Source organism: Pseudomonas sp. RG1, from assembly GCF_025910115.1.
Taxonomy (GTDB): Bacteria; Pseudomonadota; Gammaproteobacteria; order Pseudomonadales; family Pseudomonadaceae; genus Aquipseudomonas; species Aquipseudomonas atacamensis.
The window spans coordinates 259381-275797 of sequence record NZ_JAPCIK010000019.1 but is presented as its reverse complement, the minus strand read 5'-3'; the positions used below and the strand labels follow the sequence as shown (position 1 = coordinate 275797).

Below are 16417 nucleotides of genomic sequence, written 5' to 3'. Positions count from 1 at the left end.
CTGATGGCCTGGCGGTCAATAAAAACAAGAGATCAGACCATCATGACTACCCTGTCGCTCGAAGCGGTTTCGACCGTGCGTTCTTCTGCCTATCGCAAAACGGCCTGGCGGCTGATGCCGTTCCTGATGCTGTGCTACCTATGCGCCTATCTGGACCGGGTCAACGTCGGTTTCGCCAAGCTGCAAATGATGAACGATCTGGCCCTCAGCGAAACGGTCTACGGACTGGGCGCCGGGGTGTTTTTCATCGGCTATTTCCTTTGCGAAGTGCCCAGCAACATCATCCTGCACAAGGTCGGCGCGCGAGTGTGGATTGCGCGGATCATGATCACTTGGGGCATCGTTTCGGCGCTGTTCGCCTTCGTCGAAACCGCTTGGCAGTTCTACGCGCTGCGCTTTCTGCTGGGGATTGCCGAAGCCGGTCTGGCGCCGGGCCTGCTGCTCTACCTCACCTACTGGTTTCCGTCCTATCGGCGGGCGCGCATGACCGTGTTGTGGTTTATCGCCATTCCGTTGTCAGGCATGGTCGGTGGCCCGCTGTCGGGCTGGATCATGAATCACTTTGCCGGTGTGCACGGCTGGGCCGGCTGGCAATGGATGTTCGTTCTCGAGGCGGTGCCCACCGTCGTCGTCGGCCTGCTGGTGCTGAGTTATCTGAAGGACGGCGTGCATCAGGCGACCTGGCTCAATGACGAGGAAAAAGCCTTGATCACTCGCGAGCTGGCCGAAGACGACCAGCAGAAGGTCACCCACGCCTCGGTCGGCGAGTTCATTCGCGACCGGCGCTTGTGGCTGCTGGCAGCGATCTACTTCTGTGTGGTCATGGGCCAATATGCGATCACCTTCTGGCTGCCGACACTGGTACGTAATGCAGGCGTTTCCGACCCGCTGCACATCGGGTTCCTGACCAGCCTGCCTTACCTGTGCGCCATCGCCGCCATGCTCCTGGTCGGCCGCAGTGGCGACAAACATCGCGAGCGCCGCTGGCACCTGATCGTGCCGATGATCGCCGGTGCGATCGGCTTGAGCCTGGCAGCAATGATGGGCGGCAACCCGACCTTGTCGATCCTCAGCCTGTGCCTGGCCGCCTCCGGCATTCTCTCCGCCACCTCGTTGTTCTGGATGCTGCCCACCACGCTGCTTGGCGGGGTGTCTGCGGCCGCCGGCATCGCCGCGGTCAACAGCTTCGCCAACCTCGCCGGGTTCTGCTCGCCCTATCTGATCGGCTGGATCACCACCCTGACCGGTTCCAGCGCCATCGGCATGTACCTCATCACCGGGGTGCTGTTCCTCGGCGCCAGCCTGGTCCTGCGTATTCCCGCCGCTTTGGTCAATCGTTGAGTCAACGGAGTTTCATCATGACGACTAATCTTGCACACGCTGCATCGCTGAGCCTGACCCAGCGCGCGCACAACATTCGCCGCCATGCACTGCGCATGGGCCAGGTTCAGGGCCAGGGCTATGTGGGCCAGGCCCTCGGCGCGGCTGACCTGCTGGCGGTGTCTTACTTTCATGCGATGAATCATCGCCCCGCGGACCCCGAATGGGAGCAGCGCGATCGCTTCTATCTCTCCATCGGCCACTACGCCATTGCTCTGTACGCAGCGCTTATCGAAGCCGAGATCATTCCGCTCGACGAGCTGGAAACCTACGGCTCGGATGACAGCCGCCTGCCGATGTCGGGCATGGCCGCGTACACCCCGGGGATGGAAATCACCGGCGGCTCGCTGGGTCAGGGCCTGGGTATCGCGGTCGGTGCCTGCCTGGGCCTCAAGCGCAAAGGCTCGTCATCTTTCGTTTACAACCTGCTGTCCGATGGCGAACTCAATGAAGGCTCGACCTGGGAAGCGGTGATGTCGGCGTCGCACTGGCAGCTCGACAACCTGATCGCCATCGTCGACGTCAACAACCAGCAGGCCGACGGTTACTCCAGCGAGATTCTTTCGTTCGAACCCATCGTCGATCGCTGGCAAGCCTTTGGCTGGTTCACCCAGCGCGTCGACGGCAATGACCTCGACGCCCTGGTCGCTGCATTCGATGCCGCGCGCAATCACCCCGGCGGGCAACCGCGCGTGATCATCTGCGACACGAAAATGGGCAAAGGCGTGCCGTTTCTGGAGAACCGGGAAAAGACCCACTTCATTCGCGTCGAAGAGCACGAATGGGACCTGGCACTGAGCAACCTTGAAGAAGGAAAAGACCAATGAGCAACGCCGCCAACACTGCGCCTTCGACTGCTACTGGCGCGCCGGTGAAAAAGCGCCTGACCACCTCGGCGATGATTGCCTCGATTGCTTCCGAGGGTCAGGCGACCCGTTCGGCACCGTTCGGCCATGCGCTCGCAGCGCTGGCAGACCAGCGCGCGGACATCGTCGGTCTCTCGGCTGACCTGTCCAAGTACACCGACCTGCACATTTTCGCCAAGGCGCATCCGGAGCGTTTCTATCAAATGGGCATGGCCGAACAGTTGCTGATGAGCGCTGCGGCGGGCATGGCGCGTGAGGGTTTCGTGCCGTTCGCCACCACCTACGCGGTGTTCGCATCGCGGCGTGCTTACGACTTCATCTGCATGGCCATCGCCGAGGAAAACCTTAACGTCAAAATCGTCTGCGGCCTCCCCGGTCTCACCACGGGTTACGGGCCGAGCCACCAGGCCACCGATGATCTGGCTATTTTCCGCGCCATGCCCAATCTGATGATTGTCGACCCGTGCGATGCGCTGGAAATCGAACAGGCCGTGCCGGCCATCGCCGCTCACCAAGGCCCGGTCTACATGCGTTTGCTGCGCGGCAATGTGCCGTTGGTGCTGGACGAGTACGGTTATAAATTCGAGATCGGCAAGGCCAAGACCCTGCGCACGGGCAACGACGTACTGATCATCTCCACCGGGCTGATGACCATGCGCTCACTGGAAGCGGCCAAGCAATTGCAGGCCGACGGCATTGATGTGGCCGTGCTGCACGTGCCGACCATCAAGCCGCTGGATGAGCAAACCATTCTCGCCGAAGCGCGCAAATCCGGGCGTCTGGTGGTCACCGCCGAGAACAGCTCGATCATCGGCGGTTTGGGTGAGGCGGTGGCCGGGTTGTTGTTGCGCAATGGCGTGACGCCCACCTTCAGACAGATCGCGTTGCCCGACGCCTTCCTCGACGCCGGCGCCCTGCCGACGCTGCATGATCGCTACGGCATTTCGACGCCGGCCGTTTGCGCGCAGATCAAAGCCTGGCTGTAACTCCACCGTGAGCGGCGCCTCCATCCGAGGCGCTCGTTCATTCGCAACCAGGAGGCCGAACGTGAAAGCACATGAACTGCTGGATCCCGACTTCAAAAGCTTTTTAACCCCCGGCGCAGAAGCCTGGACGTTGGGAACGCTGCCCGCGATCAGGGAGCGTGTTCACGCGACATTCAAATCCCGAGAACAAGCGCTCGGAGAAAACCTATGGACCAAGGCCCACGACGGTGAGAATTTGCGCCTGTGTCTTTACCGGCCCGCCGCCGCAGCAGCGGACGGTAATTTTGCGGTGATCCTGTACATCCACGGTGGAGGTTTCGTCCTCGGTTGCCCCGAAATGGCCGATGACTATCTGGCTGACCTCGCCGAAAACCTTCAGGCGATCATCGTCGCCGTCGATTACCGTCTCGCGCCAGAGCACCCCTTTCCTATTCCCCTAGAAGATTGCTACACCGCCCTTGGCTGGGTTTTCGCCCACCGGCAAACGCTCAACATCGACGCCGACAAAGTAATCGTCATGGGCCACAGTGCCGGCGCCGGGCTGGCAGCAGCGCTGGCCATTGTGGCGCGGGATCGCGGCGAGTATTCCATCGCCAGTCAGGTGCTGGTTTATCCGATGCTCGATCACCGTTCGGGCAGCGCGGCCTCGCCTCAGCAGAACAGCACGACCGGAGTGATTGGCTGGCCGGCGCAAGCCAACCAGTTCTGTTGGGAGTGCCTGCGCGCTGACCAAGCGCTGGATGATCTGCCAATTGGCTGGTTTTCGCCGGCCCTGCAAGACGATCTGCGTGACTTGCCACCGACGTTTCTGGCCGTCGGGGCGCTGGATCTGTTTCTGGAAGAGGACATTGCATTTGCCCTGCGCCTGTCGCGCGCCGGGGTTGCCGTCGAACTGCATGTCTACCCTGGGGCGCCACATATGTTTGATCAGTGCCCCGGCAGCGTTAGCGATCAGTCTGCGCTGGATATCGTCCGATCACTTCGGCGATCGATAGCTAGCGCATTAACTGCTGAGGGATAGAAAGAACAGCTGAAACGGTACAACAGGATTTCTTATACAAAGCCTTCCTCCCCTTCTACGCTTTTTGATTAACACCTTCGCAGACAGGCAACTGCGGAGGATGGCCCGCGCTTTGAGAAATTCAATATCGCTTAGCCATCACCCTCGGCGATTCCGCCCGGACCTTTTCCAGCGTTCCGTTGGATAATGTCGAAAACGACACATTTTGTTGCACCCAAAAACCGCTTGGATCCAACGTCCCGACAAACGGTAACGACCTGATTAGAGCAGTTTTTCAAAGAGATAAACGTGGGCAAATGGCCCATTCATACACTCGTCAAAAATCAGGCAGCCCCATCTGACACTCCCTATCTATGGTTTTAAAACCATCCGTGGACGTCCGCCCCACCCATTTACAGGGAGTAGTAATGGACAACATCGTCATTGCCGACAAAGCCAATTCTCAGCTCACTGCCCAGAACTGGGGCAATGTTCAGCTCAGTCAGCCTTCAGTTGTACAAATGCCGGTTCGGCCCGATCAATTGGCGTCGACCAGTCGCAGCGGTCAGGATTTGATCGTCAATCTGAAGTCTGGCGAGCAAATCAAAATCTCCAATTTCTTTGTCACCAGCCCTGACGGCGTGCCCAATGACATTGTCTTTCAGGGTGACGACGCGACGCTGTGGCAGGCGCGCTACAGCGCCGAGCCGTTCAATGGCTTTACCTTTGACGAAATCAATTCGCTGGACGAGCTGATCGCTGGCGTCGGTGTGGTGGATGGGGCGACGCCGGCATGGGCGATTGCCGGGCTTGGCCTGTTGGGCGCGGGTGGTGCGGCAGCCGCTGCCGGCGGAAGTGGGGGCGGCGGCGGTGGTGGTGGTGGCGGTGGAGACGCGACGCCTCCGGCGCCCGCGACCGGATTAACCTTGTCGGCCGATGGCCGGGTGCTGAGTGGTTTTGGCGAAGCTGGCAGTGTCGTTCAGGTACGCGATGCAGCCGGCAACCTTTTGGGTTCCGGTACCGTTGGCGCCGATGGCAGTTTCCAGGTCGACCTGGGTACGCCACAGAACAATGGCCAGCCGCTCGACGTCACGCTCACCGACCCTGCGGGCAACGTTTCGACGCCGGGTACGGTCACTGCGCCGGATACCACCGCGCCCACTGCGCCTGGCAACCTCGCTGTGAGCGCCGACGGCACGCAACTCGGCGGCACCGGTGAAGTCGGCTCGACCATCCAGGTGCGCGCCGCCGATGGCAGCCTGCTCGGCAGCGCCGTGGTTGCGGCCGATGGCACCTTCAGCGTCGTCCTCAGCCCCGCGCAAACCGGCGGTCAGCCGCTGACAGTGAATGCCACCGATGCCGCAGGCAATATCTCGACCGGCGCAACGGTCAGCGCGCCGGAGATCGTCGAACCGACGACGCCAGGCAATCTCGGTTTGAGCAGCGACGGCAGCCAGCTGACCGGCACCGCCCGGGCCGGCACCACGATCGAAGTCCGTGCCGCCAACGGCGAATTGCTCGGGCGCGCGGCGGTGGCCGCTGACGGTACTTTCCTGCTGACGCTGATTCGTGCGCAGGCCAACGGTGAAACCTTCAGTGTCGTGGCAGTCAACAGCGCCGGTGCGCAATCGCCGGCCATCACCTTCAATGCGCCGGACATCACCGGCCCCGCCGCTGCTACGGATCTGACGGTGAGCAGCGATGGCCTCTCGGTCACCGGCCGTGGCGAACCCGGCAGCACAGTCAGCGTCACCAATGCCCAAGGCACACTGCTCGGCACGGCTTTAGTCGCAGCCGATGGCTCGTTCACCGTGCAACTGAGCGCCGCGCAAATCGATGGTGAGGCGCTGAGCGTGCTGGTCACCGACGCCGCCGGCAACCCTTCGCCAGCAGCGACCGTTATCGCCATTGATCTCGACGGACTGACCCAGCCGAGCGACGTTGCCCTGAGCGTGGATGGCCTGCAGATGAAAGGTCGCGGCCAGGTCGGTTCGACCGTGACAGTGCGCGACTCCAACGGCAATCTGCTCGGCTCGGCAGTGGTCGCTGCGGATGGCACGTTCACGGTGCAATTGAGCAGCCCGCAGAACAATGGTGAAACGTTGCAGATCAGTGCCAGCGACGCCACTGGCAACACCTCCGCCCCATTGACCTATGTAACGCCTGACACCCAAGGCCCGGCGGCGGTGTCCAACCTGACACTCGATGGCCAGGGACAGACGCTGACCGGCAAAGGCGAAATCGGCGCCTCGGTCATCGTGCGCGATCCGGCCGGCAATATCATCGGCACCGGCACGGTGGGTGCCGACGGCAATTTTACCGTTCCACTTTCCACACCACAGACCGATGCGCAACAGCTGCAAGTGATCCAGACCGACGCGGACGGCAATCCTTCGGCGCCGGTCAACGTGATCGCACCCGATCTGACCACGCCGGTTGCCGTGACCGATGTAAGCATTTCCGCCAATGGCGCCGTGGTCTCCGGCGCGGGTCAGATCGGCGCCACCGTTACTGTCACTGACACCAATGGGACCGTGCTGGGAACAGCTGTCGTCGGCAGCAACGGCCGGTTCGAAGTCACGTTGTCCTCGCCACAAACCAATGGCCAGAACCTCAGCGTCGTGCAGACCGATGGCTCGCCGTCGGGCTCGCCGGCAGTTCCAGTTGAAGCGCCGGATATTCAGGCCCCAACGGCTCCTTCGGATCTGACGCTGAATGCAGGTGGCACTGAACTGAGTGGCACCGGCGAGCCCGGTGCCACGGTGTCGGTCAAGGATTCGGCCGGCAATGTGTTGGGTACCGCGATCGTCGACGGCAGCGGCGCCTTTACAGTGCCGCTGAACAGCCCGCAGATCGAAGGCCAGCAACTGCAAGTCAGCCAATCGGATGGCGTGAACGTTTCCCCCAGCACACCATTGACGGCGACGGACACCACCGCGCCGCTGGCGCCGGACAATGTCGTGCTCGCCAGTAACGGCGTGACCTTGACCGGCACCGGGCAAGCGGGCAGCACCGTAACCGTCAGCGCGCCCGACGGCACGGTGCTCGGCTCTACGGTGGTCGCCAGCGACGGCAGTTTCAGCGTCAATCTGAGTCCGGCTCAGCTCGACGGTCAGGTGCTGAGTGTGATCCAGACCGATGCGAGCGCCCTGCCCTCGCCGGCCACGCCGGTCACCGCACCGGACATCACCGCCCCACCTGCACCGAGCGGTCTGCTCATCGATCCGGCGGGTGCCACCGTCACCGGTACCACGCAACCCAATAACACGGTGCAGGTGCTGGATGCCGACGGCAACGTCATCGGCACCGCGACCGCTGACGGCACGGGCGCCTTCACGGTCAACCTCGACACGGCTCAGACCAATGGCGAAGCCTTGCAAGTCGTGGTGTCGGACGGCGCCAACAGTTCGCTGCCAGGCACCGTTGCCGCGCCGGACAGCACCCCGCCGGCAGCGGTCAGCGATCTCGCGCTCAACCCGGCCGGCACGCAGGTCTCTGGCCTTGCCGAACCGGGCACCACGGTCACCGTCAGTATTGCCGGCGGTGGCGCTGTGCTGGGCACCGCGACGGCCGATGCGGATGGCCGCTTTGTCGTGACCCTCAGCCCACCGGCCGAGCCTGGCGGCAATCTGGAAGTCATCAGCACGGATGGCGGCGGTAATGATTCGCCCGTCGTGCCGCTGGCAGGACTGGACGGTAGCCAGGTCGCGACCCCGACCGATCTGGCCTTGAGTGCCGATGGTTTCACCCTGACGGGCGCCGGAACGCCCGGTTGCACCGTGACGGTGACCAGCAGCAGCGGCACGGTGCTCGGCTCAGGTCTGATCAACAGCTTCGGCCGCTTCACCCTGTTGCTCAGTAGCAAACAGATCAATGCGCAAGTTCTCCAAGTGACGGCCACCAGTCCCGACGGTGACGTGTCGATTCCGGGCACGGTGACGGCGATCGATGGCACAGCGCCGGACGCGGTGAGCAATCTGGCGCTGAATACCAACGGCACGACACTCACTGGACGCGGTGAGGCCGGGGCGACGGTCACTGTCACCGACGCCACAGGTACCGTGCTCGGTACTGCGCTGGTCGCCAGCAACGGCACGTTCAGCCTGACGCTGACGCCGGCGCAGCTCAATGGCCAGGCGCTTACCGCGATCCAGAGCGACGCCGCTGGCAACCTGTCGCAACCTGCCGGCATCATTGCCAGCGATCTGCAACCGCCAGCCGCAGCGACTGGCGTTACGATCAATGACGTCGGCACCGTGGTCAAAGGCCAGGGCGAAGCCGGCAGCACCGTGACCGTGCGCGATGCCGCCGGCAATGTTCTGGCCACCGGCGTGGTCGATCAGAGCGGCAACTTCCAGGTCACCCTGCCCAACGCGCAGAACACCGGCGAAACCCTGCAGGTCACTCTGACCGACGCCAACGGCAACACTTCGACGTCCACTGGCGTGATCACCGTCGACGGCACCCCGCCGGCCGCTGTGCAGAATCCACTGATCAGCGCCGATGGCAGCACCCTCAGCGGCACAGGTGAGGCTGGCGCAACAGTCAATGTCACCACCGCCAACGGCACCGTGCTCGGCAGCGCCGTAGTTGGCGCGGACGGCGCGTTCAGTGTGACCCTGGCGCCAGCGCCGACCAACGGCGAGGCGTTGGCGATCAACCAGACCGACCCTGCCGGCAATGTCTCGCCGTCGACCAGCGTCAATGCGCCCGACATCAGCCCACCAGCTGCACTGACCCAAGTCGCGGTGAATGCTGACGGCGTCACCGTCACTGGTCATGGCGAACCGGGCGCAACGGTGTCCGTGCGCAGCGCCGACGGCACGTTGCTTGGCACCGCGCAGGTCGGCAGTGGCGGTGCGTTCACTGTCACCCTCAACGCAGCACAACTGAATGCCGAAGTGCTGACCGTCACTCAGGAAGATCCGCCGGGCAACGTTTCGACGGCGGTTGAAGTCATCGCCGCGGATTTGACCGCGCCGGCGATTCCGAGCGCATTGACGCTCAATGCTGCCGGCGTGCAACTGGCCGGTAACGCCGAGGCCGGCAGTACGGTGACCGTACGCGACAGCCAGGGCAATCTTCTCGGTACCACCACGGCGGCCGCAAACGGCACTTTCCAGATTACTCTCAACAGCCCGCAAACCAACGGCCAGTCGCTGAACGTGACGGCCACCGATGCGGCAGGCAATCCGTCAGCCCCGGCAATCGTCAATGCGGTCGATAGCACGGCGCCGTTGGTGGCGAGCGATCTGGCGGTGAGCGCCAATGGTGCCACCCTGACCGGCATCGGCGAGGTCGGCGCCAGCGTGGAAGTTCGCGATGCCGGCGGTGTTTTGCTGGGTACTGCGACCGTTGCCAGCAATGGCAATTTCAGCGTCACGTTGTCCCCGGCTGCGGTGGCTGGATCGAATCTTTCCGTGGTGCAGATCGATGCTGCCGGCAACACCGGACCGGCGGCGCCGGTGACTGCGCCGGGCAATCTGGCGGAAAGTGCACCGACCAATCTGGCCCTCAGCGCCGACGGTCTGACCCTGACCGGCTCGGCCACCGCCGGCAGCACCGTGAGCATTCGCAATGCCTCGGGCGTGTTGCTCGGCAGCGCGCTGGTGTCGGCCAATGGCACTTTCAGCGTCACCCTCAACGCCGCGCAACTCAACGGCGAACAGCTGTCTGCCGTGGCAATCTCGAGCACCGGTATCAATTCGTCACCGACCGACTACACCGCTGCCGACATCGCCGCGCCAACGCCGCTCAGCGAACTGAGTCTGGCACCGAACGGCACGGCCCTGACCGGGCGCGGTGAAGCCGGCGCCACCGTGACCGTGCTCGGCACCGGTGGAACGGTTCTCGGCAGCGCGGTGGTGGCGGCCAACGGCACCTTCAGCGTCACCCTCAGCCCGGCACAGACCTCTGGCCAGACTTTGAGCCTGAGCCAGGCCGACGCCGCCGCCAACGAATCCAACAGCGTCAACCTGATCGCCCCGGACCTGCTCGCGCCCAATGCGCCGGCGGCGCTGGTGGCGAGCGCTGACGGCACCTTGCTGTCGGGTACCGGTGAGGCCGGCACCACGGTCAACGTGTACAACGCCGCCGGAGCGCTGGTCGGGACCGGCACCGTGAGCATCGACGGCACGTTTGCGATCACCCTGACCACGCCGCAAGCCAATGGCCAGGCGCTGACCGTGTCGCTGACGGATGCGGCGGGCAACACCTCGGCAGCCACGCCGTTCACTTCGGTCGACAGCACACCGCCAGCGGCCGTTTCGCAACTGAGCATCGGCGGCGACGGCGCAAGCCTGACCGGGCGCGGCGAACCGGGCGCGCAGGTGCGCGTCATCGACAGCGACGGCAACGTGCTTGGCACCGCCGTGGTCAGCGCGACCGGTACCTTCACCCTGCCACTGAACCCGGCGTTGACCAACGCCGAAGTGATCACCGTGGTCCAGGCCGACGCAGCGGGCAACGACTCGCCGACAGTGAACCTGACCACACCGGACTTCACCCCGCCTGATCCACTGGACAACGTCGACATCAACTCGTCCGGCGCGCTGGTCATCGGTACTGGCGAACCCGGCGCGACCGTGACCGTGCGCGATGCCAATGGCACCTTGCTCGGCACCAGCGTGGTACTCGGCGACGGCACCTTCAGCGTCACCCTCAATCCGCCGCAGATCAACGAACAGATCCTCAGCGTGCAGCAGGCCGATCCACCCGGCAACGTCAGCGCGCCGGTGTCGATCACCGCACCGGATCTGACGCCGCCAGCGACGCCGGCCGATCTGCAACTGAATGCCGATGGCGACACCCTCACCGGGACCGGCGAAGTCGGCGCCATTGTCCGCGTGACATCCGCAGACGGTACCGAGCTGGGCACCGGCACCGTGGGCAGCGATGGCCGTTTCCAGATCACCGTGGCTCCGGTGCAAACCAATGGCCAAGCGCTGTTCGTGGTGTTGGCGGATGCGGCCGGCAATGCCTCGCCTGCCGGCACCCTGACGGCACCTGACAGCACGCCTCCTGCAGCACTGACCGATGTCGAGATCGACGCCAGCGGCAGCCTGATCACCGGCTCCGGTGCGGCGGGCTCGCAGGTAGTCGTCACCAATGCGCTGGGCACCATCGTTGGCACCGGCACCGTCGCGGCCGATGGCAGTTTCAGCGTCAACCTGGACCAGCCTCTGCTCAACGGTGAAGCTTTGTCGGTGATCCAGCGCGATGCCGCAGGTAATCCTTCGCCAATCGTGCCCGTCACTGCGCCGGACATCACCCTGCCCGCTGCGCCCACCGGCCTCGTTCTCACGCCTGATGGCCTGACACTGACCGGTACCGGTGAAGCCGGCGCCACGGTGCGCGTGCTCAGCGCGACTGGCACGGTACTGGGCTCGGCAACCGTGACCGGCAATGGCTCGTTCAGCGTGACCCTCAATCCGCCGCAGGTGAATGGCGAGCTGTTGAGCGTCAATCAGACTGATCCGGCTTCAAACATTTCACCCACAGCACCTCTGCAAGCGGGCGACAGCACTGATCCACTGGAAGTGGCCGACCTCAACGTCAGCCAGGACGGCTTGACCGTGACCGGTACCGGCGAGCCCGGCGCAACCGTCACCGTGCTTGACGGCGCGGTGGTGCTCGGCACAGCGACGGTGGCGGCAGATGGCAGTTTCAGCGTCACGTTGTCGGCTGCGCAACTCGATGGCCGCGCGCTCTCGGTAGTGCAAGCCGACGCGCAAAACAACCAGTCCGAGCCCGTACTGGTGGACGCGCCGGACAGCACTGCACCTATCGCACCAACGGTGACATCGCTGACCGGCGCCGGCACCTTGCTCGCCGGGACCGCCGAAGCCGGTAGCACCGTGACTGTGCTGTCCGCCACCGGCACCGTGCTCGGCACAGCGGTGGCATTGAGCGACGGCACCTACACAGTCACGCTGAATCCGGCTCAGGCCAATGGTCAGTTGTTGTCGGTGATCGCGACGGACGAGGCGCAAAACGCATCGCCAGAGCTGCTCTACCCGGCGGCAGATACCACGGCTCCGGATGCCGTCACCGGTCTGACCATCAGCGGCGATCTGAGCCAGCTCGCCGGTCGTGGCGAAGCCGGCGCGAGTGTCGAGGTGACCGATGCGCTGGGCAATGTTGTCGGCAGCGGCACGGTGGCGGCCAACGGCACATTCCTGATCGATCTGGCCCCGGGCATCACCACCGGGCAAGTGCTGACAGTGAATCAAACAGACGTCGCGACTAATGTGTCCGCAGACGCCGACCTGACTGTTCCGGCAGTGCCAGCGCCGGCTGCGCCGGACAATCTTGTGCTGACAGCCGACGGCGTGACGCTGACCGGCACGGCGGCGATCGGCACCACCATCAATGTCTACGCGCCGGATAACAGCCTGATCGGCACCGGCGTCACCGGCGGGGATGGCACGTTCAGCGTGGTGCTGACGCCTGCGCAAATCAACGGCCAAAGCCTCGAAGTCACCGCCAACACTGCGCTGGGGGGTGCCTCGCTGCCGACTGAAATCACCGCAGGTGACACCTCGGCACCGGCGCCACTCAGCGATCTGGCGGTCAACGCCAACGGTACTTTGGTCACCGGTCGCGGCGAAGTCGGCGCATCGGTGACCATCACCGGCGCGGGCGGCGTGGTGCTGGGCAATGCGACGGTTGGCGCCAATGGCACCTTCAGCGCGCAGCTCAATACCCCGCAGGTCAACGGTCAGGTGCTCAATGCGACACAGACCGATGCGTCCAATAACACCTCATCCGGGCTTAACGTAACGGCGCCCGATATCACTCCCCCGGCCGCTCCGACGGCGCTGGTCCTTAGCGGTGCCGGTCTGGTCCTCGGCGGGCTCGGTGAAGCTGGCGCCACCGTCACTGTTCGCGCTGCGGGTGGGACGGTGCTGGGCACGGCGACGGTGGCGGGCAATGGCTCGTTCTCGGTGACCTTGTCATCGGCGCAACTCAACGGCCAGCAGCTGAGCGTCACGCAGAGTGATGCGGCGGGCAACGTTTCGCCGGTTACCAACCTCAGCGTCGCCGATACCACAGCGCCGGCGCCGCTGAGCAATGTCAGCTTGAACGGTACTGGCCTGGCCGTCAGCGGCACGGGTGAGGCCGGCGCGACCGTCACCGTGACCAACGCAGCCGGTACCGTGCTGGGCACCGCCGTGGTCAATGCTGGCGGCACCTTCACCGTGCAACTGTCCAGCGCGCAACTGAACGGCCAACAGCTCAACGTCCAACAGGCCGACCCGACGGGCAATCTGTCGCAGGTCTTCAATCTGACGGCCCCTGACGTGCAGGCGCCGATTGCAGCCAGCGGTCTGACGCTCGCTGCCAACGGTCTGACTTTGAGCGGTACGGGCGAAGCCGGTGCGACGGTCAACGTCTACGGCCCGGGCGGCGCGCTGATTGGCACCGCCACCGTAGGCAGTGGCGGCACGTTCAGCTTCAACCTGAACACCGCGCAACTCGACGGGCAGCTGTTGACCGTGCGTCTGGTCGACCCGGCCGGCAATCTGTCGCCCAACGCCAGCCTGACAGCGCCGGACATTACCGCGCCCGGCGCGCCGACCGGCGTCAGCGTCAATGGCAGCGGCACCGTGCTCACTGGCGTCGGCGTGCCCGGTTCGACCATCAGCGTGCGAGGCGTCGGCGGCGTGGTGCTCGGCACCGCCACCGTCGCCGCTAACGGCAGTTTCTCCGTGGCACTGGCCTCGGCGCAGATCAACAGCCAGGCACTCAGCGTCACCCAGGCCGATCCGAGTGGCAACGTATCGGCTGCGGCGACCGCGACGGCGCCAGACCTGACGCCTCCAGCGGCGGCCACCGCGCTGCTGGTCGGTGCCGATGGCCTCACTGTCACCGGTACCGGTGAAGCCGGCGCAACCGTGACCATCAAGTCGGCCAGCGGCAGCGTTCTGGGCACCGCTACGGTTAACAACCTCGGCGTGTTTACCGTCACCCTGAGCAGTGCGCAGATCAACGGTGAAAACCTCACCGTCAACCTCAGCGACGCACGCGGCAACGTTTCGGTGGCCGCCAACGTCATTGCGCCGGACGTCGACGTCAACGCGCCAGTGATCGCCAGCGATAACCTCGCCGTCGGCACCGTCACGCTGGCCCCGGTCACCGCCTCGCAGACCTTCAACGACTCGTTCACCACGCTGCTGGCCGGATTCTCGAAAACCTTCACCTTCACCGTCGCCGGCGGCACGCGTCTTGATCCGACCCTGACGCTGACCACCAGCAGCCTGATTTCGCTGATCGATGGCGTGGTCTACACCCTGCAAGTCAAGGATGCCAGCGGCAACTGGGTCACTCTGGATGTCAATGGCAGCGGCGGCCTGCTCGACCTGATCGCGCTCGCCGGCCAAGGCGTGCGGGTCGACATCGGTAACCTGCTGTCAGGCGATTATCGACTGACGGTTTCAAGCACCGGTATAGGCGTGCTGACCACGGTCAATACCCAGCTGCAACTGGATGTCAGCAGCCTGACCCAGTTCAACGGCATTGCCGGGCCAGCGGTGACCGGCAACGTCATCACCAACGTCGGCGTCGATGGCACGGTCGATCAGACCGGCCCGGACAACGGCGCGCAGTTGCAGATATTCAAGAATGGCGCCTGGGTCAGCGCCGGTGCCGGCACCACGGTGCAAGGGTTGTACGGCACGCTGACCATCGACGCCAACGGCAACTACAGCTACAAACCGAACGGCAGTGTCGGCAGCGTCGGCAAAGTCGACGTGTTCAACTACCAACTGGTGCACCCGAACGGCTTGAGTGACACCGCCAATCTGTACGTGCGCATCGACAGCCCGCAAGCCAGCGAAGTGTGGAATGACGCCAACCTTGGCAGCCCGGCACTGGTGGTGGATGCCACAGCGGACATCGCCTCGACCGACGTCACCCTGATCAACCGCGAAGTCACCACCAACTCCGCCCTCGGCACGTTCAATGTGCTGCTGGGCGGCGGCAGTGGTAACTACAACACCGTGGTCGCGGCCGATACCGTCAGTGACCTGACCGTGGTGGTCAATTCGAGCAACCTGCTGGCGCTGCTCGGTTCGATGACGGTGGGCCTGTACAAGCTCAACACGGCGACCAACCAGTACGTGCTGGTCAAGAGTTACGGCGGCAATGCCCTGCTCAATCTCGGCGGCGGCAACTACGGGATCAAGTTCGACGACCAGACCGCCGGCAGTTATCAGGTGCGGGTGGCAGTGGGCGGCCTCGGCCTGCTGACCAGCGTCAACACCAGCCTGATCAACGTCGCGACCTACAACAACCAGTTCGTGGTCGGCAGCTACACGCCCGTGTCAGGCAACCTGCTCACCGACACCGCAGGCGGCGGCGCCGATGTGCTGGGCTCGGTGTACACCTTGCTCAGCGTACTGGTCGCCGGCAGTTACGTGGCGCCGGGTTACAACGGCGTGTCGCTGGTCGGCAACTACGGCACATTGGTGGTTCAGGCCAACGGCAACTACACCTACACGCTCAAGGCCGGGCTGACCGATGCGGTGATCGGCCAGGAAGACACCTTCACTTACCAACTCACCCACCCCAACGGCACCGTGGATACCGCGACGCTGACCATCGACCTGAACAATGCCGGCGCATTCGCCAGCACCGCGTTCTCGGCACTGGCCAGCGATGACCTCGGTCTGGCCCATGCCACTGGCAGTGACTTGATCCAGGGCACCGAGGGCAACGACACCCTCGACGGCTCGCACGGTGGCGCCGTGACCCTGCAAGGTGGCGGTGGCGACGACACGCTGATCATCGCCGACCAGCAGTTCACCTCTGTGGACGGCGGCAGCGGCACCGACACCCTGCTCTGGGCCGGTGGCGACGTGTCGATCAACCTCGGCGATCTGCAGAGCAAGATCCACAACGTCGAGATCCTCGATCTCAACCATTCCAGTGCGGTCGCGCTGACATTGAATCTCAGCGATCTGCTGGCGATCACGTCCTCGGACAACAACACCCTGCTGATCAAGGGTGACGACAGGGACAGCGTGCACATGACCGATGGCTGGGTCGCCGATGGCACGCAACAGGCCGACGGCATCGACTATGTTCAATACACGGCACAGGAGGATCCGAGCCACCACTTGTGGGTACAGAACGGCATTCAAGTGGTTTGAAACAAGACATCGAACGTTGGTCTCTCAACAGTA

General features: G+C 64.1%; 5 protein-coding genes. All 5 read left to right on the top strand.

The window, feature by feature from the left end; translation table 11 throughout:
* Nucleotides 1-42 precede the first annotated feature (42 nt).
* The 5 genes from OK411_RS12700 (at nucleotide 43) to OK411_RS12680 (ending at nucleotide 16384) form a co-directional block, all read left to right on the top strand.
* The gene (locus OK411_RS12700) at nucleotides 43-1341 is read left to right on the top strand and encodes an MFS transporter (protein WP_123442684.1); all 1299 of its coding nucleotides are present in this window, start codon (nucleotides 43-45) and stop codon (nucleotides 1339-1341) included.
* 17 nt (nucleotides 1342-1358) lie between these two features.
* Nucleotides 1359-2207 carry a transketolase gene (locus tag OK411_RS12695; RefSeq protein WP_264365022.1) on the top strand — a complete coding sequence of 283 codons (849 nt, stop codon included), beginning with the start codon at nucleotides 1359-1361 and terminating at the stop codon, nucleotides 2205-2207.
* A complete protein-coding gene (locus tag OK411_RS12690; RefSeq protein ID WP_071171997.1) occupies nucleotides 2204-3232 on the top strand; it encodes a transketolase family protein in 1029 nt (342 codons plus the stop codon). The genes OK411_RS12695 and OK411_RS12690 overlap by 4 nt, the downstream gene beginning before the upstream one ends.
* A gap of 61 nt (nucleotides 3233-3293) precedes the next feature.
* Nucleotides 3294-4253, top strand: coding sequence for an alpha/beta hydrolase (locus OK411_RS12685; RefSeq protein WP_264365021.1), 960 nt, complete (start codon nucleotides 3294-3296; stop codon nucleotides 4251-4253).
* Between the two features lie 407 nt (nucleotides 4254-4660).
* Complete coding sequence (locus tag OK411_RS12680; protein ID WP_264365020.1) at nucleotides 4661-16384, top strand: BapA/Bap/LapF family large adhesin; 11724 nt, start codon at nucleotides 4661-4663, stop codon at nucleotides 16382-16384.
* Nucleotides 16385-16417: the final 33 nt, after the last annotated feature.

Bases quoted from the DNA above. Each gene is read 5' to 3' on its own strand.
- OK411_RS12700 (WP_123442684.1), top strand. From the start codon at position 43: ATGACTACCCTGTCGCTCGAAGCGGTTTCGACCGTGCGTTCTTCTGCC.
- OK411_RS12690 (WP_071171997.1), top strand. From the start codon at position 2,204: ATGAGCAACGCCGCCAACACTGCGCCTTCGACTGCTACTGGCGCGCCG.
- OK411_RS12695 (WP_264365022.1), top strand. From the start codon at position 1,359: ATGACGACTAATCTTGCACACGCTGCATCGCTGAGCCTGACCCAGCGC.
- OK411_RS12680 (WP_264365020.1), top strand. From the start codon at position 4,661: ATGGACAACATCGTCATTGCCGACAAAGCCAATTCTCAGCTCACTGCC.